The sequence below is a fragment of the Caballeronia sp. PC1 genome, from assembly GCF_021353155.1.
GTDB lineage: Bacteria > Pseudomonadota > Gammaproteobacteria > Burkholderiales > Burkholderiaceae > Caballeronia > Caballeronia cordobensis.
This window is the reverse complement of the sequence record NZ_JAJUBH010000001.1, coordinates 2,796,661-2,821,126: the sequence shown is the minus strand read 5'-3', so window position 1 is coordinate 2,821,126 and position 24,466 is coordinate 2,796,661. Positions and strand designations below refer to the sequence as shown.

General features: G+C 64.0%; 18 protein-coding genes. 7 read left to right on the top strand and 11 right to left on the bottom strand.

From position 1 onward, the window contains the following. Positions 1-108: 108 nt before the first annotated feature. Positions 109-1,098, bottom strand: a complete 990-nt coding sequence (locus LY284_RS13455) for an aromatic ring-hydroxylating dioxygenase subunit alpha (RefSeq protein WP_233386720.1) — start codon at positions 1,096-1,098, stop codon at positions 109-111. A 174-nt stretch (positions 1,099-1,272) separates the two neighbouring features. On the opposite strand from LY284_RS13455, the gene LY284_RS13450 reads away from it, so the two are divergent. After that, entirely contained in the window at positions 1,273-2,373 is a 1,101-nt protein-coding gene (locus LY284_RS13450) for a GGDEF domain-containing protein (protein ID WP_233386718.1), read from the top strand. Between the two features lie 6 nt (positions 2,374-2,379). Here LY284_RS13450 and LY284_RS13445 read toward each other — a convergent pair whose 3' ends face one another. The 3 genes from LY284_RS13445 to flhF are packed head-to-tail and all read right to left on the bottom strand — an operon-like array spanning position 2,380 to position 5,797. Next, the gene (locus LY284_RS13445) at positions 2,380-3,111 is read right to left on the bottom strand and encodes an RNA polymerase sigma factor FliA (protein ID WP_014192660.1); all 732 of its coding nucleotides are present in this window, start codon (positions 3,109-3,111) and stop codon (positions 2,380-2,382) included. Positions 3,112-3,129: 18 nt separating this feature from the next. Continuing rightward, positions 3,130-4,032: a flagellar biosynthesis protein FlhG gene (locus LY284_RS13440; RefSeq protein ID WP_014192661.1), complete on the bottom strand. Its 903-nt coding sequence runs from the start codon at positions 4,030-4,032 to the stop codon at positions 3,130-3,132. Then, a complete protein-coding gene (gene flhF, locus LY284_RS13435; RefSeq protein WP_233386716.1) occupies positions 4,025-5,797 on the bottom strand; it encodes a flagellar biosynthesis protein FlhF in 1,773 nt (590 codons plus the stop codon). Before flhF ends, LY284_RS13440 begins: the two co-directional genes overlap by 8 nt. A gap of 313 nt (positions 5,798-6,110) precedes the next feature. Between flhF and LY284_RS13430 the strand changes: the two genes are divergently transcribed. The 4 genes from LY284_RS13430 (at position 6,111) to LY284_RS13415 (ending at position 9,803) form a co-directional block, all read left to right on the top strand. Then, positions 6,111-7,799 (top strand): thiamine pyrophosphate-binding protein, encoded by a 1,689-nt coding sequence (locus tag LY284_RS13430; protein ID WP_014192663.1) that lies wholly within the window; start codon positions 6,111-6,113, stop codon positions 7,797-7,799. Positions 7,800-7,877: 78 nt separating this feature from the next. Continuing rightward, complete coding sequence (locus LY284_RS13425) at positions 7,878-8,141, top strand: PepSY domain-containing protein (protein WP_061158588.1); 264 nt, start codon at positions 7,878-7,880, stop codon at positions 8,139-8,141. Positions 8,142-8,151: 10 nt separating this feature from the next. Further along, positions 8,152-8,658: a cytochrome b/b6 domain-containing protein gene (locus LY284_RS13420; RefSeq protein ID WP_233386714.1), complete on the top strand. Its 507-nt coding sequence runs from the start codon at positions 8,152-8,154 to the stop codon at positions 8,656-8,658. 236 nt (positions 8,659-8,894) lie between these two features. After that, complete coding sequence (locus tag LY284_RS13415) at positions 8,895-9,803, top strand: NYN domain-containing protein (protein WP_309243184.1); 909 nt, start codon at positions 8,895-8,897, stop codon at positions 9,801-9,803. Between the two features lie 84 nt (positions 9,804-9,887). Here the strand turns inward: LY284_RS13415 and LY284_RS13410 are convergent, their stop codons facing one another. Together LY284_RS13410 and putA are read right to left on the bottom strand one after the other, a co-directional pair. Further along, on the bottom strand, positions 9,888-11,036 hold the full coding sequence (locus LY284_RS13410; protein ID WP_233386710.1) for a branched-chain amino acid ABC transporter substrate-binding protein: 1,149 nt from the start codon (positions 11,034-11,036) through the stop codon (positions 9,888-9,890). A gap of 100 nt (positions 11,037-11,136) precedes the next feature. After that, the gene (putA, locus tag LY284_RS13405) at positions 11,137-15,063 is read right to left on the bottom strand and encodes a trifunctional transcriptional regulator/proline dehydrogenase/L-glutamate gamma-semialdehyde dehydrogenase (protein WP_233386707.1); all 3,927 of its coding nucleotides are present in this window, start codon (positions 15,061-15,063) and stop codon (positions 11,137-11,139) included. Between the two features lie 300 nt (positions 15,064-15,363). Between putA and LY284_RS13400 the strand changes: the two genes are divergently transcribed. Next, positions 15,364-15,519 (top strand): hypothetical protein, encoded by a 156-nt coding sequence (locus LY284_RS13400; protein ID WP_233386699.1) that lies wholly within the window; start codon positions 15,364-15,366, stop codon positions 15,517-15,519. Between the two features lie 32 nt (positions 15,520-15,551). On the opposite strand, the gene LY284_RS13395 is transcribed toward LY284_RS13400, so the two are convergent. Next, positions 15,552-17,795 carry a primosomal protein N' gene (locus tag LY284_RS13395; RefSeq protein WP_233386697.1) on the bottom strand — a complete coding sequence of 748 codons (2,244 nt, stop codon included), beginning with the start codon at positions 17,793-17,795 and terminating at the stop codon, positions 15,552-15,554. Positions 17,796-18,253: 458 nt separating this feature from the next. Beyond that, complete coding sequence (gene hemE / locus LY284_RS13390) at positions 18,254-19,351, bottom strand: uroporphyrinogen decarboxylase (RefSeq protein WP_041731205.1); 1,098 nt, start codon at positions 19,349-19,351, stop codon at positions 18,254-18,256. Positions 19,352-19,532: 181 nt separating this feature from the next. Here hemE and LY284_RS13385 point away from each other — a divergent pair, with 181 nt between their 5' ends. Further along, entirely contained in the window at positions 19,533-20,375 is an 843-nt protein-coding gene (locus tag LY284_RS13385) for a transporter substrate-binding domain-containing protein (RefSeq protein ID WP_041730835.1), read from the top strand. Between the two features lie 17 nt (positions 20,376-20,392). On the opposite strand, the gene LY284_RS13380 is transcribed toward LY284_RS13385, so the two are convergent. From LY284_RS13380 to LY284_RS13370, 3 genes are all read right to left on the bottom strand, one after another. Then, positions 20,393-21,340, bottom strand: coding sequence for an alpha/beta hydrolase (locus LY284_RS13380; protein ID WP_014192672.1), 948 nt, complete (start codon positions 21,338-21,340; stop codon positions 20,393-20,395). A 618-nt stretch (positions 21,341-21,958) separates the two neighbouring features. Next, on the bottom strand, positions 21,959-23,689 hold the full coding sequence (locus tag LY284_RS13375) for an AMP-binding protein (protein WP_233386695.1): 1,731 nt from the start codon (positions 23,687-23,689) through the stop codon (positions 21,959-21,961). A gap of 278 nt (positions 23,690-23,967) precedes the next feature. Further along, positions 23,968-24,393, bottom strand: a complete 426-nt coding sequence (locus LY284_RS13370; protein ID WP_014192674.1) for a F0F1 ATP synthase subunit epsilon — start codon at positions 24,391-24,393, stop codon at positions 23,968-23,970. Between the last annotated feature and the right edge of the window lie 73 nt (positions 24,394-24,466).

Below are 24,466 nucleotides of genomic sequence, written 5' to 3'. Positions count from 1 at the left end.
GAAGTCTCGACGACAATGCTGACGCCTTCCTTCCAATGAGGGAATCCCATCTCCGGAGAAGATATTGTTCGCAAAACGAGAAGAATATGACGGAGTGCCCGACTACCGTTAAAGCAACGTGCCGTATCCAAACGCCATCCCCGCCAACCACTTTCTGTAAGCCACCGCCATCCGATCCGCCCGCTGATGCAACTCCGCATCGAGCGCCAGCGGCAAAAGCGGGGGCCATTGCGATTCGACGATCGGCGTGTCCTGCATCAGGATTTCCATATTGAAGTCGTAGAGCTCTCGATCGCTATGCACCGCGTCGTCTTCATGCACGGAAACGAGCCACGCGCGCGTCTCCGTCTGCGTGACCGGCGACGCCGCCAGCATGATATGCAACGCCCCCAGCCCGCCGCCGGCCATCTTCGTGAGCGTCGCGATCAAGGGCCGCTTGACGCGATACACATAGTCGATCATTGCGCCGCCGCCCTGCCCCGGAATCCCGGCGGGCTGCCAGTACCGGCACTGCCGCGCCTCCAGTCCATCATCGGTGGCGACGACTTCGTAGTCGGGTACTTCCGTGTGCGCCTCCTCACCGAGAATCCCGGCATGCACGAACGAGAAGTGCGCCATATCCAGAAAATTCTCGACGACGCGCGGCGCCGACGACTTCACCGTCTGCGGCGCGAGGTTGATGCGGCGGCCACCGGCAATCGCGGCTTCGGGAAAAAAATCGAGCGCATGCGCGGGCTCGCCGAAGCACATCCACACGACGCCGTACTTCTCCTCGCTGACGAAAGTCGTCGCGCACGCACGCTTGGAAGGCCGCAGCGACGGATTCGACGGAATGCGCAGACACTGCCCTTCGATGTCGTATCGCCAGCCGTGATACGGACACACGATCTGATCGCGCATCACCTGCCCGAGCGACAACTGCGCGCCCCGATGCGGACAGTAATCGCGCCACACATGCGCCGCGCCGAGGCTGTCGCGCCACACGACGATCCTTTCATCCGCGACGATGAACCCGCGCGCGCCGCCGTCCGGCACGTCGTCGCTGTTGCAGACCGGCAGCCATTCGCCGTCGAGAGAAAGAAGAGATTCGTCGCGCATCGCGGTGAAGTCGAAATAGTCGTGCCAAAGGAGTAGTTACACGAAACACAGCCTCTTCGCAAAAAGCTGCAAAATAGCGGATCGCTCGCCGGTGCAACGTTCACCGGCATCATGCGACGGGGCTGCAGGTCATAACAGCAAGATAAAAGAAAGAAAACCATCCAGGGGTTCAGTATGGAGCAGGCGCATCAACCGGCACGCCGGGGCTATGTCTTTCCATGGTCCGGACACCGGAATCCCGAACGCGAGCAGGCCACGCTGCGTGTCTGGATGGGCGCAGCGGTTCTCGTGGCATACGGCGTCTTTTCGTGGCTCCATCCTTCGCGCGATGCGTTCCTTGTCATGCGCATCGTCGGGCTTTACGTGTCCTACGGCGCGATCACGCTGCTTATCGTGAGCCGCTCGGCGTCGGCATCGCAGACGCGCCTCACCGCGACGACCATCGCCGATCAGTCGATTCTCGGGCTCGCGCTCGCCGTGGGCGGCGCCACGGCGCTGCCGCTCATCTGGGTGATGTTCTGGTTTCTGATCGGCTCGGGATGCCGCTACGGCAAGCGCACGCTCGCCGTGTCGTGCGCGACGGCGCTCGTCATCGTCGTGACGCTGAGCATCGGGCAGCCGTGGTGGAATGCGAATATCCCCGCCGCGATCGGGCTGGGTCTGAGTGTGCTGGGCGCGTCGGTGTATCTGAGCGTGCTCGTCGACCGGCTCGGCAGCGTCAATCGCGACCTCGCGCGGCAGGCATCGACCGATCCGCTCACGGGACTATCGAACCGTTACGCGCTCGAACAGATCGTCGATCGCGCGATGTCCGCATCCGCAGCCGCCAGCGATGGCGATGCCGCCACCGCGCTGCTGCTCATCGATCTCGACGGCTTCAAGGAAGTGAACGACACGTACGGGCATGCGGTCGGCGACATGTTGCTGCAATCGTTCGCGCACGCGCTCGCCAAGCGCATGCGCAAGACCGACATGACCGCGCGTCTGGGCGGCGACGAGTTCGTCGTGCTCGCGCATCAGGTGCGCGATCGCGCCGCGGTGCTCGCGGTCGCGGACAGCATCCATTCGGTGCTGGGCGCGATCACGTCGGTGCAGGAACGGCCGGTGTCGGTATCGGCGAGCATCGGCGCATGTCTGCTGTCGAGCGCGACGGCCGGGCATCAGACGGGTATGACCGCCGTGCTGCGCGCCGCCGATCGCGCCATGTATCGCGCGAAAAGTCTCGGCGAAGGCAAGACCGTCTTCGCCGAGACGCGCGACTTCGAAGCCAGCTAGTAAGCCTCAGGCTTCGACGCTCGTCCACGCCTGCTCGCGCAGCTTCGTGCGCAGGCGCGCGACCGCCTGGCTGTGCAACTGGCACACGCGCGATTCGCTCACTTCCATCACTGCGCCGATTTCGCGCAGGTTCAGGCCGCGTTCGTAGTAGAGGCTCATCAGGAGCTTCTCGCGTTCCGGCAGCTTGTCGATGGCTTCGATCAGCGCGCCGCGCAGGCTGTCATCGAGCAGCGCGGAGAGCGGGTCCGAGCGATCGACGCAATAACGGTCGAGGAACGGCTCGTCGTCGGCGGAGCGGTCGAAGTCTTCGTAATAGATCAGCTGGCTGCCGTGCAAGTCCTGCAGCATCGACTGATATTCGTCGAGCGGCAACTTCATGTGGTCCGCGATCTCCGTCTCGCTCGCCGAGCGGCCGAGGTTCTGCTCGACCTTGTGCACCGCCGATTCGACTTCGCGCGACGTCTTGCGCATGCTGCGCGGCAGCCAGTCGTTCGCGCGCAGTTCGTCGAGCATCGCGCCGCGAATGCGCTGGCTCGCGTAGGTTTCGAACTGCGCGCCCTGATCTTCCTTATAGCGGCTCGCCGCGTCCAGGAGGCCGATCATGCCGGCCTGAATCAGATCGTCGAGATCGACGCTCGCCGGCATCTTGGCGACGAGCTGAAGCCCCAGCCGGCGTACGAGCGGCGCATATTTCGTCAGCACTTCCGACTGTGAGAGTTTGCCTTGGGCGTTATACATCTTGGTCACCTATCTTGATCACATCGACGCCGTGCTGCTCATTGCATGCGCGGAAAACAAAACCTCTCGCAAGCCGTGGTCAGAGTCGCCTACCGGGTTGCGCGCGTTCTTCTGGCCATCCGCTTTCGCCGGATACGGCGTGGGGCGCATCGGCCAGTGCAGGAGCTCCGCCGCGATCGCGCGGTAGTCGCGCGCCGCGGCCGTGGCCGGGAACGCTTCGACTGCGCAGCGTGAGAGTTCCTTCGCCCGAGCGACGCGCGCATCCTCGGACACATATCCCGCCTGCACGAGCGACACGGCCAGATACCGGCTCGCGACGCCCGACAGGTTGTCGAACGCGACCGCCGCGTCGGCCGGGTTCTGAACGTGATTGATCAGCACGCGGAACTGGCCGATCGCATGGGCGTAGTGCAGGCGCTTCATGCACGCATACGCCTCGGTGATCGCGGACGCGGCCACCCGCGTCACGACGAGAAAGTCATGCGCCTGCGCCGCGAGCGTCGACAGCGCGCCGTGGCGATCGAGTTGCGCATCGATCAGCACGATGTCCGCGGGACCGTCGAGCAGGGCGCGGCACTGCGCTGCGTCGTGAACGATGCGTTCATCGCGCGGCGCGGCCATCAGCGAGAAGCCGAGCGGCGTGCGCTCGACAACCTCCGTGAGCGCGCGGCGGCCGGACATCACCGCGGCGAGCGCGCCCGCATCGTCGAGGCCCGCGAGACGGCTGATCGATCCTGCGTCGCGATGCTCGTCGATCACGAGCACGTCCTTGCCATGCACGGACAGCGCCGCGCCGAGATTCGCCACCGCCGACGTGCATCCGATGCCCGCCGGACCGCCCGCGACCGCCACCACGCGCGAACCGGCGCGGGTGAGGAGCCGTCGCAGACCTTCCGCCTGGTCGAGCACGAACTTATCCAAAGTGCACCCCATGCATTTCGGTCGAGGCACGCGCCGACAACGCGGAGAGCAGCGCCGGCACTTCTTCGTCCTGCGGCACGAACGGCGAGCCGTCGCGCGGAATGCAGAACGCGCTCTTGATCAGAAACCGCTTGGTCGCGACGTACAGGTTCTCCGGCACCTTCTGGCCCGTCGAAACGTAGTGCACGGGCAGCTTGTAGCGGATGACCGTATCGAGCACGCCGCCGAGATTGGTCGCTTCGTCGAGCTTCGTGAGAATGCAGCCCGCGAGCGGCGGCTGATCCGGCGCGCTCTTGTAGGCCTGCACGACTTCGTTGAGCGTGTCGCCGTGGCTCGTCGCGTTGAGCAGCAAAATGCGCTGGACCGGATGACCCGCGCCGCACAGCATCGCGATCTGGTCGGACACCATGCGATCGCGCTGGCTCATGCCGATGGTGTCGATGAGCACGATATGTTTGTTGCGCAGTTCGGACAGTGCGAGCTGCAGGTCGGCGGCGTCCTTCACCGCGTGAACCGAAACGCCGAGAATCTTGCCGAAGATGCGCAGTTGTTCGTGCGCGCCGATCCGGTAGCTGTCGGTCGTGAGCAGCGCGACCTTGCTTGCGCCGAAGCGCATCACGCAGCGCGCCGCGAGCTTCGCGGTGGTCGTGGTCTTGCCGACGCCCGTCGGGCCCATCAGCGCGAACGCACCGCCGCGCTCCATCAGCGCGTCTTCGCTGTCCATCACCGGGATATTCGATTCGAGCACTTGCTGCACCCATTCGAGCGCGCCTTCCACGCTCTCCATCTCCGGCATGTTCTCCACCATCATGCGCACGAGCTGCGCCGAGAAGCCGGCGGAGAAAAGACGCTTCGTGAGCGCGCTGCCCGTCGGGTTGCGGCGCTGACGCTCGCCCCAGAGCAGACCGGAGAAGTGCTCTTCCATCATGGTGCGCATCGACGAGAGCTCGTTCATCACGGTGTCGTTGACGACTTGCTCCATGCGCGCACGGATCGCTTCCGTGACGACGGCCGCCGCGTTCGCGGGCAAGCCTTCGAACGGGTGCTCGGGCGTGGCGCTCGCCTGGCTCGCCACGGGCGCATCGGCGTGCGGCGCGCTTGCGTTGATCTTCTGCGCGGCGCGGCGCGCGGCGACTTGCGCGGCTTCGCGCGCCCATTCGGGCGTTTCGACTTTCGGCTCGACGGCCGCTTCGGCGCGCCTGGCTTGCTGACGCATCGCGTACTTGCCGGCTTCCGGCGCTTTTGCGGCGCGCGCTTCCTGTGCGGAAGCCGGCACCGGCACGCCCATGCCGCGCGCGATCGCCGCGGACGCCGTGAGCGGGCGGTTCGACGGCATCGACGCCTGTTGCGCGATGCGCTTCGCGTGCTCGATCAGCCACGGATTCGTGTCGGCCATCGTGCGCGGGGGTTCGTCGTCGGCGTGGGCTTCGGGCTCGGCGTGAAATTCGTCGTCGGCATCGGTGTTCGCGCCGAAGACCGACGAGAACACGTCGCCGCTCGCATACGGATTGGCGGCGGACTGCTTGACCGGCATCGCAGCCGCGGCGGCGGCGAGCGCGGCGCGCGACGTGCCGGACGAACGCGCGGCCTGTTCCTTCGCGGCGGGCGAGATCGAGGCGATATCGCTGTCCGCGACACCGACGATCTCGACGGAGCCATCATCCAGCGTGCGATTGGACAACACCACGGCATCGGGTCCGAGCGCTTCACGAACCTGGCGCAATGCGTCGCGGCTGTTCGCGCCGATGAATTTACGAATGTTCAAACTTGCCCCCGATGAGGTGTGAGACTGCGATCTTTAGCCAGCGGCACGTTCTGCGTTATTGCCGTGCCCGCTTTTCAGTGAAGCCATTATTGCGAACTTGAGCGTTTGCCCATCGCTGGATAAAAGGTGAGAAAAAGGGGTATTTCGGCTGATGGACATGCGGGGCCGGCGCAAACGTGCGCGTCGCCGGAAAAAGATTCCGCCTCGCTTCGTTCCGGACATCGGCGCGTGGGCGTAAGCTTTAGGGCAATTCGCTCACGGTCCGGCTCGCGCTCGCGACTGCCTGGACACTCAAAAAAGGAGACTTCTTCGCATGGCGTCCGCTGTCCCCGCTCAGATTCAGACCACCGGTGCGCGTCTTCTCGTCGATGCGCTCGCGCATCACGGCGTCGAACGCGTGTTTTGCGTGCCCGGAGAAAGCTTCCTTGCGGTCCTCGATTCCCTTCACGACGAAACCTCGCAGATTCAGACGATCGTCTGCCGCCACGAGGCGGCCGCGGCGAACATGGCCGAGGCGGTCGGCAAGCTGACGGGCAAGCCGGGCATCGCGATCGTCACGCGCGGGCCGGGCGCGACGCACGCGTCGATCGGCGTGCACACCGCGTTTCAGGATTCGACGCCGATGATCCTGCTCATCGGCCAATGCGCGCGGGAGCACATGGACCGCGAAGCGTTTCAGGAAATCGACTACCGGCGCATGTTCGGGCAAATGGCAAAGTGGGTCGCGCAGATCGACGATCCGCGCCGCGTGCCGGAATACATGAGTCATGCGTTTCACACGGCGACATCGGGCCGTCCGGGGCCGGTCGTGCTCGCGTTGCCCGAAGACATGCTGACCGAAGCCGTCGACGCCGCGCCGCCCGCGCCGCGTTATCAGCGCGTGGCGGCGTCGCCTTCGGCGGCGCAGATGACGCGTCTGAGCGAATTGCTCGCGAACGCCAAGAAGCCGTTCGTGATCGCGGGCGGCAGCGGCTGGACCGCCGAGGCGACGCAGGACTTCGCGCGCTTCGTCGAGCGATGGAAACTGCCGGTGGGCTGCGCGTTCCGCTATCAGGACACGCTGTCCAACGAGCATGCGAACTATGCGGGCGATGTCGGCCTGGGCATCAATCCGGCGCTCGCCGCGCGCGTGCGCGATGCCGACGTGCTCTTCGTGCTCGGCCCGCGCATGGGCGAATCGACGACCGGCGGCTACACGCTGCTCGATATTCCGAAGACGAAGCAGACGCTCATCCACGTGCATCAGGGCGCGGAAGAGCTCGGCCGCGTGTACAGCGCCGATCTGCCGATCGTGTCGGGCATGCCCGAAATCGCCTCTCTTCTGGCCTCACTGGAGCCGCCCACCAGCGTCTCATGGGCCGGCAGCGCCGAAGCGGCGCACGCGGCGTACCTCGAATGGCGCACGCCGCGCCCGATGCTCGGCGACGTTCAGCTCGGCGAAATCATGCGTCAGCTCGCAGAGACGATTCCCGCCGACTCGATCCTCACGAACGGCGCGGGCAATTACGCGACGTGGCTGCATCGGCACTATTCGTACCGGCATTTCCGCTCGCAGGTTGCGCCGACGAGCGGTGCGATGGGCTACGGCGTGCCCGCCGCGATCGCCGCGAAGTCGCTTTATCCGGCGCGCACGGTGATCGCGTTTGCGGGCGACGGCTGCTTCATGATGTCGAGCAACGAAATCGCCACGGCGATGCAGTACGGGCTCGCGGTGATTTTCATCGTCGTGAACAACGCGCAGTACGGCACGATCCGCATGCATCAGGAGCGGCATTATCCGAATCGCGTGCATGGCACGGGGCTCACGAATCCGGACTTCGTCGCGTACGCACGCGCGTTCGGCGCGCATGGCGAACTCGTCGAGACGACCGATCAGTTCATGCCCGCGTTCGAGCGCGCGCAGGCTTCGGGGCTGCCGGCGGTCATCGAAATCCGTATTCCGCAGGATCAGAGCACGCCGGGCGCGACACTCGAACAAATTCGCCAGCAAGGCCAGCGCTAGCGGACAAACTTTCGATTTGCTTGCGGCGCGCATCCGGTGGCAGTAGAGTAGCCAGTTCGAAACCACCGGGAGTTAGCGATGCTTAAGGTTCTGGCTTTGTCGTTGGCATTGGGTTTTTCGGGCGCGGCGTTCGCGAAGGCGGACTGCACGGCGCATCCGAAGAGCGAGTGGATGAAGGAATCGGACGCCAAGGCGCAGCTCGAGGCGCAAGGCTACAAGATTCGCAAATTCAAGGTCGATGGAAACTGCTACGAGATCTACGGCCACGACAAGGACGGCAAGAAGGTCGAGATTTATTACGACACGAAGACGCTGGCTGTCGTGAAGTCGGAAGTCGAGTGACGCGCGCGCGGTGAAAGTCTGGGACGGCTTCGTCCGGCTGACGCACTGGGTCGTCGCGGGCATCGTGCTGTGGAATCTGTTCGGTCCGACGGATTCCACGCATCGCCTGCTCGGTTACGTCGCGGCGGGGCTTGTCGTGGCGCGGATCGCGTGGGGCTTCGTCGGCTCGCGTCATGCGCGCTTTGCCGCGTGGTGGCCGACGTTTTCACATCTCTCCGAATATCTGCGCTCGCTTGCAAGGGGCAAGCCGGTGCATCACGTATCGCACAATCCGCTCGGCGGATTGATGGCGCTTTTGCTGTGGTTTCTGATTCTCGCGCTCGCGGTGTCGGGCTGGATCATGCGACTCGATGCGTTCTGGGGCGAGGACTGGCCGCAGGAGATTCACACGTGGCTGTCGATTGCCGTCGAGGTGTGCGTGTGCGTGCATGTCGTTGCAGCAGTACTGATGAGTTTCTGGACGCGAGAGAACCTGATTCGCGCGATGGTGACGGGTAATAAGCGCCCAGATCGATAGCCCACGCGCGGACTGCGCTCGAATCAATCAGGATTGCTTGTCGTCGCTTTTCGGCAATCGTTAATGGACGACCGTCAATTCAACTTCCACAAAGGCAAGAATCTCATTGACCATCGGTTCAAAATAGCTGCTTCACCGCACGCATAGAAAGGCATTATTAAGCATTTTCATCTTTATATTCATCGACACACTTACGACACTGTCTTGCCCAGCCTACGTACGGAGGCAGTCCATTGGTGTCAACTCCAATACCCCTCGCCACGAAACGGTTCCTCAGGGTCGGCATATTCTATGACGGCAACTATCTCGACGTGGTGCGAAAGTACTACATGCATCAGCATAAGAAGAACGCGTGGATATCTGTGCGCGGACTTCACGATTACATCCGGTACAAAATCGCCCTCGAAAACGATCTGAATCCGAAGGACTGCCACCTCGTCGAATTGCATTATTTTCGCGGACGGTTTTCGGCTCAGCAAAGCGTCGAGAAAGGACTAGACATGCTGTACAGGGAGCGTGTGTTCGAAGACTTTCTCATGAAAGAGAACGTCACGACCCATTACCTTCCCATGAACTTCGCCGGGAAAGAAAAGGGCATCGACGTATGGCTCGCACTCGAAGCATACGAAATGGCGGCGGAGAAGCGGTTCGATGTTGCCGTGCTGATCGCTGGCGACAGCGACTACATTCCGCTCGCGCGCAAGCTCAAGGCGCTTGGCATGCCGGTATTGGCGCTCGGCTGGTCCTTTGCCTATGAAGACGCCACGGGCGAGCAAAAGGGCACGCGGCCGAGCCAGTTGCTTTTCAACGAGGTGGCTTATCCGGTCATGATGTCCGACGTCATCGACCGGATGGACAACGCTCAAGGCGACGAGCGGGAAGCGTTGAACTCGCTTTTCCAGCGGCAGAAGAACGTGATTCAATCGCTCAGCGCCGGGGACGACGACTGGAAAACAGGAACCATCGCCAGCGTGCTGAACGGCTATGGATTCATCCGGCCGGAAGGCGCAAAGGAGAACCTGTTCTTCTATTGCTCCGCCTTGATCGACGCGGACTTCGACGATGTCTACAAGGGCATGGAAGTCAGTTTTCAGGAGGGCATCGGCCAGAAGGGTCCGGTGGCCGAGAAAGTCCGCACAACCTGAGCGGGCGTGTGCCTCGACGAAAAACGGCCCGGCCGCTTACGCGAACCGAGCCGTTCTGATCGAAGGCTTAAGAAGACCGGAGTCTTACTTCCCGCCCACGCTCTGCAGCGTCGTCCACCTGCCGCCGACGACCTTATACAGCGTAATGCCGCCGTTCTTCAGATCGCCCTTCGAGTCGTACGACAGGTGCTTCGCCGTCACGCCCTGCATGTCCGTCTTCGCGAGGAACGGCAGATACTTCGCCGGGTCCGTCGAGTTCGCGGCCTTCATTGCCGTGAACATCGCCATTGCGCCGTCGTAGGCGTACGGCGAGTACGTCTGCACGTCTTCGTTGAAGCGCTTCTTGTACTTCGCCGAATAATCCGCGCCGCCCGGCATTTCGTCCATCGGCAGGCCGGCGAGCGATGCCACCGTGCCGTCCGCCGCGTCGCCCGCGATCTTGATGAAGGTGTCGGTCTTCACCATTTCGCCCGCCATCAGCGGCGCGCGGAAGCCGAGCGTCTTCATCTGCTTGACCATCGGGCCGGCTTGCGAATCCGCGCCGCCGTAGTACACGAGGTCCGGATTCATCGACTTGATCTTGGTCAGAATCGCCTTGAAGTCCACCGCCTTGTCGTTCGTGAACTCGCGCACGACGATCGTGCCGCCCGCCGCCTTCGCGGCCTTCTCGAACTGGTCGGCGAGACCCTGGCCGTAAGCCGTGCGGTCATCGACGATCGCGATCTTCTTCACCTTCAGGTTCTTCACCGCGAATTCACCCGCGACCGAGCCTTGCTGCGTGTCGGAGGTCATCATGCGGAAGGCCGTCTTGAAGCCTTGCGTCGTGTATTCCGGCGCGGTCGCCATCGCGATTTCGGGGATGCCCGCGTTCGCGTAGATGCGCGATGCGGGAATCGTCGTGCCCGAGTTGAAGTGGCCAAGCATGCCCTTGATGCCTTCGTCGACGAGGCGCTGCGCGACGGTCGTGCCCGTGCGCGGGTCCGCCTGATCGTCCGCCGAATCCAGCACGATGCGCACTTGCTTGCCGCCGATCGTCGGCTTCGTGGCGTTGAAATCTTCGACGGCGAGCGTGATGCCGTTCTGCATGTCCTTGCCGTAGTGCGCCTGCGCGCCCGTCAGCGGTCCGGCGTAACCGACCTTCACGTCCTCGACTTGCTGCGCAACTGCGGTCCCCGCGACCGACAGGCCGACGAGCGTCATGGCCGCTGCCAGCTTGGTCATCGTGTGCTTCATAGCTTCTCCTTGTTCCAGTGTGGATGGCAGCTCTTGCCGGGATCGCCGTGCCCGCTGCCGCTTGTTTGAATTCGTTTGAATCGAGCGTTCGAGGGGTGTCTCAACCGATCGTCATCAAATTCGCATTGCCGCCCGCCGCCGCCGTGTTCACGCTCACCGAGCGTTCCGTCAGCAGACGTTCGAGCGCGTAGTCTTCGCCGTCGTGGCCAGCGTCGGCGAACGCTCCCGCAGCCACGCCCTGCACCGATACGATCGGCCCGGTGCGCTTCGCGACTTCCTTCACGAGCGAAAGCAGTTCGTCGCTATCGCCTTCGAACAGCACGGCGTCGAAATCTTCCGCTGCTTTGCCGACCCGCGCGTACGGTTTGAGCGACGCAGGCAGCGACGCCGCCAGTTGCTCGCCCGCCGATCCGCTGAACAGCGCGCGGTTGCCCGTCGCGAGCACCGCGGCGAATTGCGCGCGCGCGCCGCTCGCCGTCGCCGCCACGCACAGCACCGTGCCGCGCGCGCCGAGCGTATAGGTGTTGCGCTCGCCGGTCGGGCCGTTCAGCACGGCCGTCGCGCCCGCCATCACGTGTTGCAGATAGCCGTCGCAGCGCGCGGCCGTCTGCGGATCGCGCTCGCCGATCGCCCAGTCGCGCAACGCGGTGAGCGACGCGGACGGGGTGTCCTTCGATGCCGACTGATCGACCACCAGCGTGCTCGCAAGCGACTTCGGCAAGCCGGTCGGACGCTTCGCCAGCAAGCGCTGCAAGTACAGCGCGCCGCCCGCCTTCGGCCCCGTTCCGGACAAACCTTCGCCGCCGAACGGCTGCACGCCGACCACCGCGCCGATCACGTTGCGGTTCACGTAGATGTTGCCCACGTGCGCCCGCGAGATTACATGCGCAATGGTTTCGTCGATACGCGTATGGATGCCGAGCGTAAGGCCGTAACCGGTCGAGCGAATTTGGTCGAGGAGTTTATCAAGGTTCGAACGGCGATAACGCACCACATGGAGCACCGGGCCGAACACTTCGCGCTTGAGCTCGTCGATGCTGTCGAGCTCGATGAGCGTCGGCGGAACGAACGTGCCTTGCGCGCAGTGGTCGGGCAACGGCAGTTGCGTGACGTTGCGGCCCTTGTCGCGCATGCCGGCGATGTGCGCATCGATGCCGCGCTTCGCGTCGCCGTCGATCACGGGACCTACGTCCGTCGAAAGGCGATCCGGATTGCCGACCGCGAGCTGGTTCATCGCGCCGGTCAGCATTTCGAGCGTGCGATCGGCGACGTCGTCTTGCAGGCACAGCACGCGCAGCGCCGAGCAGCGCTGGCCGGCCGAATCGAACGACGACTGCAGCACGTCCGCGACCACCTGTTCCGCGAGCGCCGACGAATCGACGATCATCGCGTTCTGGCCGCCGGTTTCGGCGATCAGCGGAATCGGACGGCCATCGGAATCGAGGCGTTCGGACAACGTCTTGTTTATGAGGCGCGCGACTTCCGTCGAACCGGTGAACATCACGGCGCGCGTGCGCGGGTCCGCGACCAGCGCCGCACCCACGGTTTCGCCATTGCCCGGCAGCAGTTGCACCGCGCCGGCCGGCACGCCGGCTTCGCGCAGAATGCGCACGGCTTGCGCGGCGATCAGCGGCGTTTGCTCGGCGGGCTTCGCGAGCACCGGATTGCCCGCGGCGAGCGCGGCGGCCACCTGGCCCATGAAGATCGCGAGCGGGAAATTCCACGGGCTGATACACACGACCGGACCGAGCGGACGATGCGTGTCGTTGGAAAACTCCGCGCGAATCTGCGACGCGTAATAGCGCAGGAAGTCCACCGCCTCGCGAATTTCGGCGATGGCGTTCGGCAACGACTTGCCCGCCTCGCGGATGATGAGGCCCATCAGCGTATGCATCTGCGCTTCGAGCAGATCGCCGGCGCGCGCGAGGCAATCGGCGCGGTCTTCGACGGGCGTCGCCTGCCAGATCGGCGCGGCGGCAACCGCGTTGGCGATCGCGGCGCTCACTTGCTCGGACGATGCCTCGACCACGGTTCCGACGAGATCGCGCGAATCGGACGGATTGCGCACATCGCGGGGAGCGCCGTTATCGACGGAACCGCCTTCGAGCATCGGCTCCGCGCGCCACGCATGGTTCGCGCTCGCCAGCAGCGCCGACGACAGCGACGCCAGACGATGCTCGTTCGACAGATCGAGGCCCATCGAATTGGGGCGCTCGTTGCCGTAAAGCTGGCGCGGCAGCGGAATCTTCGCGTGCGGCGCGCCGAGCGGCACGATGGCTTGCGCTTCGTCGATCGGATCGCGCACGAGTTCCTTCACCGGAATCGACTCGTCGGCGATGCGGTTCACGAACGACGTGTTCGCGCCGTTCTCGAGCAGGCGGCGCACGAGATACGCGAGCAGCGTTTCGTGCGTGCCGACCGGCGCGTACACGCGGCACGGACGATTCAGCTTGTCGCGGCCCGTGACTTCTTCGTAGAGCGGCTCGCCCATGCCGTGCAGGCACTGAAACTCGTACTGGCCGGGATAGTAATTCTGGCCCGCGAGGTGATAGATCGCCGACAGCGTAAACGCGTTGTGCGTCGCGAATTGCGGATACACGGCATCGGGCGCGCCGAGCAGCTTCTTCGCGCACGCGAGATACGAGATGTCCGTGTAGATCTTGCGCGTGTAGACCGGATAGCCTTCGAGGCCATCGACCTGCGCGCGCTTGATTTCAGTATCCCAGTACGCGCCCTTCACGAGGCGGATCATCAAGCGATGACGGCTGCGGCGCGCGAGATCGATCAGATAGTCGATCACGAACGGGCAGCGCTTCTGATAACCCTGCACCACGAAACCAATGCCGTTCCAGCCCGCGAGTTCCGGATCGAAGCACAGCGCTTCGAGCAGATCGAGCGACAGTTCGAGGCGATCGGCTTCTTCAGCGTCGATATTCAGGCCGATGTCGTAACGGCGCGCCAGTTGCGCGAGCGAGCGCACGCGCGGCAGCAGTTCGTTCATCGTGCGTTCCTGCTGCGCGCGCGAATAGCGCGGATGCAGCGCGGAGAGCTTGATCGAAATGCCCGGGCCTTCGTAGATGCCGCGCCCGCCCGCGGCCTTGCCGATCGCGTGGATCGCCTGCTCGTAGGAGGCGTAGTAGCGCTGCGCGTCTTCTTCGGTCGTCGCGGCTTCGCCGAGCATGTCGTAGGAATAGCGGAAGCCGCGCGCTTCGTATTTGCGGCTGTTCGCGAGCGCTTCGGAAATGGTCTCGCCGGTGACGAACTGCTCGCCCATCAGGCGCATCGCCATGTCGACACCCTTGCGGATCAGCGGCTCGCCGCCCTTGCCGATGAGACGCGTCAGCGCGGAGCTCAGGCCCGCTTCGCTGTTGGTCGTCACGAGCTTGCCGGTGATCATGAGGCCCCAGGTCGCGGCGTTCACGAACAGCGACGGCGCCTGGCCCATATGCGATTTCCAGTCGCCCTTGCTGATCTTGTCGCGGATGAGCGCGTCGCGCGTGGCGCGGTCGGGAATGCGCAGGAGCGCTTCGGCGAGGCACATCAACGCGACGCCTTCCTGGCTCGACAGCGAAAACTCGTGGATCAGGCCTTCGACGCCGCCGCCCGAGCTTTTCGCGCGCAGCGCTTCGACGAGCCGGGTCGCGAGCTTTTCGGTTTCGGCGGAGACGTTCGCGGGCAGACGCGCCTGACCGATCAGGAACGGCACGCACTCCGGCTCTGGCCGGCGGTACGCCGCCGTGATCGCCGCGCGCAGCACGGATTGCGGCTGAATGTTCTGCGCGAAGTCGAGGAAGGGATGCGGCGCGCCGTCTTCGTCGCCATCGACGGGGGCGGCATCGGTCAACTCGGACGAGCCGTTCGCGCCCGACAGTTCGGGCGGAAGCTGCCCGTGCTCGATGCGCTCCAGGTACGCGAAGATCGCCTGCTTGATCAGCCAGTGCGGAGTGCGTTCGAGGCGCGTCGCGGCATCCTTCAGCCGGGAACGCAGCAAATCGTCGACTTTGACGCCTAAGGTTGTGCTCGCCATATTTCCTTCGTTTGCCGGTCGTGCCTACCCGGCCAATGACCAAAAAGTTGGCGAATCGTACCCCGCTGATATAAAAGGTGCAACCGAGATTTTCGCTAGGGTTGCACCATTGCAAAACCCTTATGCGACAAGGCTTTCCGCGGTGCACCGCGCGTGGGCCGCAGGCGGTTCCCCCTTAGTATTTTCCCTAACCCGATAATTTTTTGGATACCCCCTAAGTAATTGACCGCAACCGGCCGATATAAACGAAACGCGCGCCATTCGAGGCGCCGTATCCGCGGGCTTGGGAGAGCAACGGGCATGAACACATGGGTTGTGGTGGCCAGCGTTTGGGCGATGTTCGCGGTGTGCGTGGTGCTGTTCGTGCGAGGCGCGTCGCCGCACGTGCATCGATCCGAAAAGGGTTCGGATAAATCCGGGCGGACGCCCGTCGATCCTTCCCGCACCGAAGTCTGAGGGCCGGGTTGCGCCGCGGCGCAGCCAGTGAATCAGACGTCCAGCGGATCGACCTCGACGTTCCAGCGCAGCACGCCCCTGAGCGAGCGCAGCACCGGCTGCCATGCGTGCAGCGCCGTCTGAAGCGCCGCGCGCGACCCGCTTTCGAGCAGCAGTTGCGCCCGATGAACATTGAACACTTTCACGATGGTGAGCGGCACGGCGTCGTAGACCGTGACGCGCTCGGCGCCGGGCAACGGCGCGAAGGCGGCCGCCGCTTCGGCGAGAAAGCCGAGCGCCGCTTCCAGCGTCCGTCCTTCCGCGCGCAGCATCGCCTGATAGACGAACGGCGGCAGACAGGCGTCGCGCCGTTCCGAAAGCGTCGAGTTGGCGAAGCCCACGTAATCCTGCCGCGATAGCGCCTGATACAGCGCGTGACGCGGATAGCGCGTCTGGATCATCACCTCGCCGGGCAAACCGGCGCGTCCCGCACGGCCGCTCACTTGCGTCAGTTGCGCGAAGAGCCGCTCGCTTGCGCGGAAGTCGTGCGAAAACAGCGCGGTATCGGCATTGAGCACGCCGACGAACGTCACGCGCCGGAAATCGTGCCCCTTCGCGATCATTTGCGTGCCGACCAGGATATCGACTTCGCCCGCGTGGACGTCGGAAAAAAGCGCCTGCGCGCTGCCCTTGCGGCGCGTGCTGTCGGCGTCGATGCGCAGCACGCGCGCGCCCGGCACCACGTTCGCGAGCGTTTCCTCGACACGCTGCGTGCCGCGGCCCATCGGTGCGATATCGATGTTGCCGCACTCCGGACACGACTTCGGAATGCGCGATTCCCAGCCACAATGATGACAACGCAGCGCGCGCTCCGGCTTGTGAAGCACCGCATAGGCGCTGCAGCGCGGACAACCGGCCACCCAGCCGCAAGCGTCGCAGGACAGGATCGGCGCATAGCCGCGCCGGTTGAGGAACACGAGACTTTGCTCGCCGCGTTCCACGCGCGATTTGAGCGCGGCGATGAGCGGCCCCGCCAATCCTTCGACCGACGCGCGCCCGCGCCGTCTTTCCTCTTCGAGATCGATGAGCTTGACGGTCGGCAACGCCGCTTCCGCGACCGCGCGGCGCGTGAGCGTCAATCGCGTGTATCGGCCCTGCTCGGCCTGCCACCAGGTTTCGAGCGACGGCGTCGCCGATCCGAGCACGGCGGGAATGCCGAGTTGCTTCGCGCGATAGACCGCCAGATCGCGTGCGGAATAGCGCAAGCCTTCCTGCTGCTTGTACGCGGGATCGTGCTCTTCATCCACGACGATCATCGCGAGCTTGGGCATCGACGCGAGAATCGCGAGTCGCGTGCCCAGCACGATGCGCGCGCTGCCCGTGTGCGCCGCAAGCCAGTGACGCGCGCGCTCGCCTTCGGCCAGACCGCTGTGCATCGTGACGATGGAGCCGTGCGCCAGCGCGGCGAAGCGCGCGCGAAACGCGGCTTCGAACTGCGGCGTCAGATTGATTTCGGGGACGAGCACGAGCGCCTGTGCGTCCGGCCGCTCGGCGAGCAGCGCGGCGAGCGCGTGCAGATACACCTCGGTCTTGCCGCTGCCCGTCACGCCGTGGAGCAGGAACGGCGCGAAGCCTTGCGCCTGCGCGATCGCATCGACGGCATCGCGCTGTTCGGCGGTCAGAACGGGAAGCGTTGCGTTGGCGGTCGGCGCGGGCGTGCCCGTGTCCGCTTCCGTGAAATCCGGCGCGGCGAGGTCGATCCAGCCGCGCGCGAGCCAGTCATCGAAGGTCGCGCTCGCTTTGGGATGCAGCGCGCGGGCATCGGACAAACCGAGCGCCGGCGCTTCGGCCAGCGCATCGGCCAGACGGCGCAAGGCGCTTGCGCGCGCCGGCAACGCGCCGGGAAGATGCGCACGCCCCTGGTCCAGCAACCGATAGCGCGGCTCGACGGCGAAAAGCCGGTCCCAGCGCGAAGCGTCGCGTAAAGCCTGCGGCAGCGCCGGCAACGCGACTTCGCCCAGACCGCGCTGGTAATAATCGGCGGCGAAGCTGGCGAGCGCGATCCAGGCATCGGAAAGCGGCGCGCAGCCGTTGCAAATCGATGTGACGTTGCGGAGTTTGGCGGCAGGCACGTCGCTTGAATAAGCGATTTCGCAGATCAGCCCGACGACGTCGCGCCGCCCGAACGGCACCTGCACCAGCGTGCCGACGACAGGCGCGTCCGGCAAGGCGTAGCGGTAGTCGAACAGCACGGCCAGAGGCTGATCGACGGCGACGCGGACGAAAACCTCAGTCATCGCGCCGGGCCCCGCGCACGAGCGCTCGACACAGCAATGGGCCCAGGCGAGACGAAGTTAAAGTGAAACATCAGAATCGTCTGTAAACCGCCGATTATTTTTGGATTTCCGATGCTTTCCACAGACCTGTGGATAACTTTGTTGAGAAGTGCGCCCCCCATCGCGACAAACAATGTCACGAAAGCCTTATGTGCGCTGGCCCACATTTCGGGTAAAGCTCTTGAAAACCGTTCAGAATCATTGACTTGTAGCACACATAGCGACACGTTATTGGTTGCTGGCGGCCATATGTCTGATGGCGCGTCGCAGCGAACAAATTGTGCATAAGTCAGTCTTGACATCGGGTGACGCCGCCAGAGACGGGGGATTGCGAAGGAATGCTCCCTCCCCTGACAACCGCTCCCGGCGTGCCGTTGCCGCAATGCAGCACACGCCGAAAAGCCGGTTTCAGCAGGCGTTCAGCGGGGGGATTGCGCCGCGCGCATGGCCCGGCTGTGACGATGGACTTCGTCGACGAGCTCGGCGACGTGCTCGGGCGGCGTGAATTGCGAGATGCCGTGACCCAGATTGAAGACGTGGCCGGGAAAATTCCCGAAGCTCTCCAGCACGGCGCGCGCTTCCGTGCGGATGTTCGCTGGCGGCGCGAACAGCACGCTCGGATCGATATTGCCTTGCAGCGCCACGCGCGATCCGACCTTCTCCCGCGCCGTGCCCAGATTCATGGTCCAGTCGAGACCGACCGCATCGACGCCGGTCGCGGCGATTTCCTCGATCCACAACCCGCCGCCCTTCGTGAACGTGATGACGGGCACGCGCTCGCCGTCGTGCTCGCGCTTGAGCCCCGAGACCACTTTCGCGATGTAGTCGAGCGAGAAACGCTGGTACGCGCCGTCGGCGAGTGCGCCGCCCCATGTGTCGAAGATCATCACGGCTTGCGCGCCCGCTTCGATCTGCGCGTTCAGGTAGGCGGTGACGGCTTGCGCGTTCACGTCGAGGATGCGGTGCATCAGATCGGGCCGCGAATAAGCCATCGACTTGACGGTGCGATGATCGTCCGAGCCGCCGCCTTCCACCATGTAGCACGCGAGCGTCCACGGGCTGCCCGAAAAACCGATGAGCGGCACCTTCTGACGGCCTTGCGCGTCGGTGAGCGCGCGGCGGATCTGGCTGACGGCATCGGTGACGTAGGAAAGCGTGGCGCCGATGTCGGGCACGGCGAGGCGTTTCACGTCGTCTTCGGTGCGCACCGTGCGCTCGAAGCGCGGACCTTCGCCCTGCACGAAGTTCAGGCCGAGGCCCATTGCGTCGGGCACGGTCAGGATGTCGGAGAAGAGAATCGCGGCGTCGAGCGGAAAGCGTTCGAGCGGCTGAAGCGTCACCTCGGTCGCGTAATCCGGATTCTTCGCGAGGCCGAGAAAACTGCCCGCGCGGGCGCGCGTCGCGTTGTATTCCGGCAGATAGCGGCCGGCCTGGCGCATGAGCCAGATCGGCGTGTAATCGGTCGGCTGACGCAGCAGCGCGCGCAGGAAGGTGTCGTTCAGAAGAGTGTGTGCCACGTCGCTCGATGCCGAAGGCGAAGAATCGTCCATTCTACCGGAGCGGCAAGGCGTTTTCCTTGAGTGATCCCAGCGATTCGAAAGCTTCGCGCAGGGCGGCCTATGCCGTTTGGCCGGATGTCGGACGGCGGATCGCATCGTTATGATCGATGTGCTTACACAACTAGAACCAGGAGAATCGATGCAACCTGCTTTTGCCGTTACCGCCATCGCGTTGTCGCTGTCGCTGTCCCTTTCGCTCGCGAATGCCGCGCACGCTCAGACGATTCAAGCCGGCAGTGTCGCGGGCACTAAGCCCGCCGCGCCCACGCCCGCAGTGACGCCCTCGCGGCTCGACGACGTCCTCGCGCGCAAGACACTGCGCATCTGCACGACGGGTGACTACAAGCCGTATTCGTTCCTGCGCACGGACGGGCAGTTCGAGGGCATCGACATCGATCTCGCGGAGAGTCTCGCCAAGTCGCTCGGCGCGAAGGCGGAATACGTGAAGACGTCGTGGTCGAGCCTGATGAACGATTTCGTCGCCAAATGCGATGTCGCCGTGGGCGGCGTGTCGACCACGCTCGAACGGCAGAAGCGCGCCTTCTTCACGGCGCCCTACATGGAGGACGGAAAGACGCCGATCGTGCGCTGCGACGATGTCGAGAAGTATCAGACGGTCGCGCAGATCGATCAGCCGAACGTGCGCACGATCGTCAATCCGGGCGGTACCAACGAACGCTTCGCGAAGCAGTTTTTCCCGCATTCGCAACTGATCGAGTATCCGGACAACGTGACGATCTTCAAGCAGATCCTCGAAGGCAAGGCCGATGTCATGGTCACGGACGCCTCCGAAACCTTGCTTCAGCAAAAGCTCAATCCCGGACTGTGCTCGGTGCATCCGGACAAGCCGTTCCAGTTCGGCGAGAAGGCGTATTTGCTACCGCGCGGAGACGTGCCGTTCCAGCAGTATGTCGATCAATGGCTGCACCTCGCCCGTTCGTCGGGCGAGTTTCAGGCCGTCTACGACAAGTGGCTGAAGTAAGGATCCACGCCCGCTGCTCAGCGCCCGGCGCGCACGCATTCACCCATGCGCTCGCCGATGCGGCGCAGCCAGTCGAGCGCCGCATCGGACTGCGAATGCACGCGCGCGAATCCGTGCGACATATCGCGGGCGTCGATCAGTTCGACACGGCCGCCATTGGCCGCGAGAAAGCGTTCGAGTTCGAAGGCGTCGTCGTAGAGCGGGTCGTGGGCCGCCGCGACCACGATCGCGGGCGCGGGCGTGCGCTCGAACGGTTCGGCGAGGGGAAACGCCCGCACGTCGTGATCGTGCGGCGTTACGCCCGACAGAAACTGCGCCCAGTACCATTTCATTTCGTCGTTCGTGAGCCCCGGGCCATTCGCGTTCGCGAGGCAACTCGGGCTTTCGAACTGGCGGCGCATGACCGGATAAAGAAGCAACTGACAACCGACGAGGCCGGCCACGCGCTGATTCGCCTCACGCGCGGCGACGACCGCCAGATGCGCGCCCGCGCTGTCGCCGCCCACCGCCAGCCGGTCGGTCGCGAAGCCGAGCCGCGAACGATGCTCCGCGAACCAGATGAGCGCATCGAGCGCGTCGTCGCACGGCGCGGGAAACGGATGCTCCGGCGCAAGCCGGTAATCCACGCTCGCCACCGCGCATTGCGAATCGAGCGCGAGCCGTTCGACCAGGCCATCGTGCGTGTCGAGATCGCCGACCACCCATCCGCCGCCGTGAAAATAGACGAGGAGCGGCAGCGGGCCGCGCACCGCTTTCGGCTTATAGACGCGCGCGGCGAGCGTGCGGCCTGCGAGCGGAATCGCGATATCTTCCGCGCTCACCGCATCGCCGCGCGGCTGGGCGTATGCTTTGGCGATCTGACTGAAGCGGTCTCGCACTGCTTGCGCATCCGCGCCGGGCTTCAGAAGCGGAAACGCTTCGGCGATGGCGCGGTGGTAGCGAAGCAAGGCTGAGTCGATGGTCATGCGTGTCTCCATGGCTTTCGTGGGCTAATGGGCGGGCGCGACGCGATTGCGCTTCGATTTCATGCGTCCACCCGTTCTTTTTTCGTGCGCGTTTAGAATAATCGCACTAGTGCGAAAAAGCGGCATTTTTGTGTCCGGACATTCCGATCGGATAAATCATCTGACTAGCAGACAATATATTTTCGGTAATCGCGCATTTATCCGGAGAAAATTTCCCTCCAGCCTTATGGGACGGGGGTTACAACCTGAAACACTTTGTTACGGCGACCCGGAATCAATTCGCCCACAATCTGTTCAAACGGTTTCAACACGGATGTATTCGGGCGCGCTGTGCAAAAGCCGCGTGTCCGGTGGCAGACTTTTGGTCCGAGCTCTCTTACCGGGGGCATCCGTGTTGGGATCGTTCTTCGAATGGAAAGGCATTCGAACATCCCACGATTGGTCTCCTCGCGCTAACCCCGTAGCGTGTGGTTTTTAGCGGGCTCCAGGCCCGCTTTTTTTTCGTCTGGACAAACGTTTGCGTTGGCCGCCCGTTCGGTGCGACGACGCCCGGTCCAGGACAGAAGGGAGCGCCGCGGCGCTCCCTTCGTCATTTCTGCGTCCGCTTTCGGTGAGACGTCAGGCGGTCTTCGCCTCGGCGAGCTTCAGTTCGTCGATCATCCGCGCGCGCATCACGAACTTCTGCGCCTTGCCGGTAACGGTCATCGGCAACTCGTCGACGAAGCGGATATAGCGCGGAATCTTGTAATGCGCGATCTGCCCCTGACAGAACTCGCGAATTTCCTCTTCGCTCGCCTGCTCGCCCGGCCGCACGACGATCCACGCGCACACCTCTTCGTCATACTTCTGGTCCGGCACGCCGAACACCTGCACCGATTGCACCTTCGGATGACGGAACAGGAATTCCTCGATCTCGCGCGGATAGATGTTTTCGCCGCCGCGGATCAGCATGTCCTTCAGCCGTCCGACGATGTTGCAATAGCCTTCGGCGTCGAGCGTCGCGAGGTCGCCGGTGTGCATCCAGCCGTCGACGATCGCCTCGCGCGTCTTGGCTTCGTCGTCCCAATAGCCCTTCATCACCGAATAACCGCGCGTGCAGAGTTCGCCCGTCTCGCCGACGGGCACGATCTTCCCCAGCGGATCGACGATCTTCACTTCGAGATGCGGCTGAATGCGTCCGACAGTGGTCGTGCGTTTGTCGAGCGGATCGGTCGTGGAGCTTTGGAAGGAGACGGGGCTCGTCTCGGTCATGCCGTAGGCAATCGTGATTTCACTCAGGTGCATCGTCGACACGACGCGCTTCATCGTTTCGATCGGACACGGCGAGCCGGCCATGATGCCCGTGCGCAGGCGGCTCAGGTCGTACTTCGCGAAGTCGGGGTGATCGAGTTCGGCGATGAACATCGTCGGCACGCCGTGCAGCGCGGTGCAGCGCTCCTCGCGAACGGCGGCGAGCGTCGCGCCAGGGTCGAACGCTTCGCCGGGGAACACCATCGCGCAGCCGGTCGACACGCACGCGAGCACCGCCAGCACCATGCCGAAGCAGTGATACAGCGGCACCGGGATGCAGAGCGAATCCTGCTCGGTGAGGCGCATCGCCATCGCGATATAGCGCGCGTTGTTGACGATGTTCCGATGCGTGAGCGTCGCGCCCTTCGGGTTGCCCGTCGTGCCGCTCGTGAACTGAATGTTGATGGCATCGTCCGGCGCGAACTTCGCTTCGAGTGCGTCGAGCTTCGTTTTGTCCGCTTGCGCGCGGCCGGTGTGCATCACCTCGTCGAAGTTGAGCATGCCGGGCGTCTTGCCCTCGCCCATTCGAATGACGGCGCGCAACTCAGGGAGCTTTGCGGCGTGAAGGGCGTTGGGCTCGGCGCCGGCGAGTTCGGGTGCGAGCGCCTGAAGCATCTCCAGGTATTTCGACGTCTTGAATTGCTCGGCCGCGATGATCGCCTTGCAGCCGACCTTGTTGAGCGCGTATTCGAGCTCGGCCAGCCGGTACGCCGGATTGATGTTCACCATCACGGCACCCATGCGCGCGGTGGCGAACTGCGTCAGCAGCCATTCGATGCGGTTCGGCGACCAGATGCCGACGCGATCGCCCGCCTGGATGCCGAGCGCGAGCAGGCCGCTCGCCAGCACATCGACTTCGTGCGCGAATTCGCGCCACGTCCAGCGGATATTCTGCTCACGGAATACGACCGCCGGCCGATCCGGAAAGCGACCGGCGGTTTCGAGCAGAAACCGCGCGACGGTGGCGTCGCTCAGAGGAATGTCGGTCGCGCCGCGAACATAGGAAATACCGTCGCGCGGTTCGATCTGCGCGCCGGCCTGCGTCGGTTCAATTGCCATCGATGGTCTCCGCCAAGGTGAATCGCCGCCCGATGAAGGCTAAATGGAGGCCATTGTGCATCGCGGAGACGCCTGCGGACATTGAGTGTTTCCCCGCAATGCCGTTTTCGTGATAGCGTGAAAAATAAAATGAAATCAATGCGTTGGGACGAATTGGCGGGCAGGTCACACAACCGATATGCAGATATGCGCGCGCGCTTTGCCGATTTGGAGCATAAAAAAAGCAGCCCGAAGGCTGCTTTTTTCTACTGCTGAACGCCGCGTGGCGCGTCGCGCGCTCAATGCTTCGCGTGCGCCTTGCGCAGACGCTGGATCGCCGCGAGTTGAGCCGTCGCGTAGGCGAGTTCCGCTTGCGCGGTCGCGTACTCGAGCTCCGAGGTGTTGTTCTGAATCGCTTCCTCGGCGCGCTTCTTCGCTTGCTCTGCCTTCGCTTCGTCGAGATCGGCGCCGCGGATGGCGGTGTCGGCGAGCACGGTCACGACGCCCGGCTGGATTTCGAGAATCCCGCCAGCGACGAACACGAACTCTTCCGTTCCGTCTTCCGCCTCAATGCGCACCGCGCCCGGACGAATGCGCGTGATGAGCGGCGTGTGACCCGGCAGAATGCCCAGTTCACCCGCTTCGCCCGGCAGCGCGACGAACTTCGCCTGGCCCGAGAAGATCTCCTCTTCCGCGCTGACGACGTCTACCTTGATGGTTGCCATATGTGTCGACTCCTAGGGTCTCGTGTATTCGTGGACGCCGGCGCATGCACCGGCGTCCGCCTGAAAACACCCG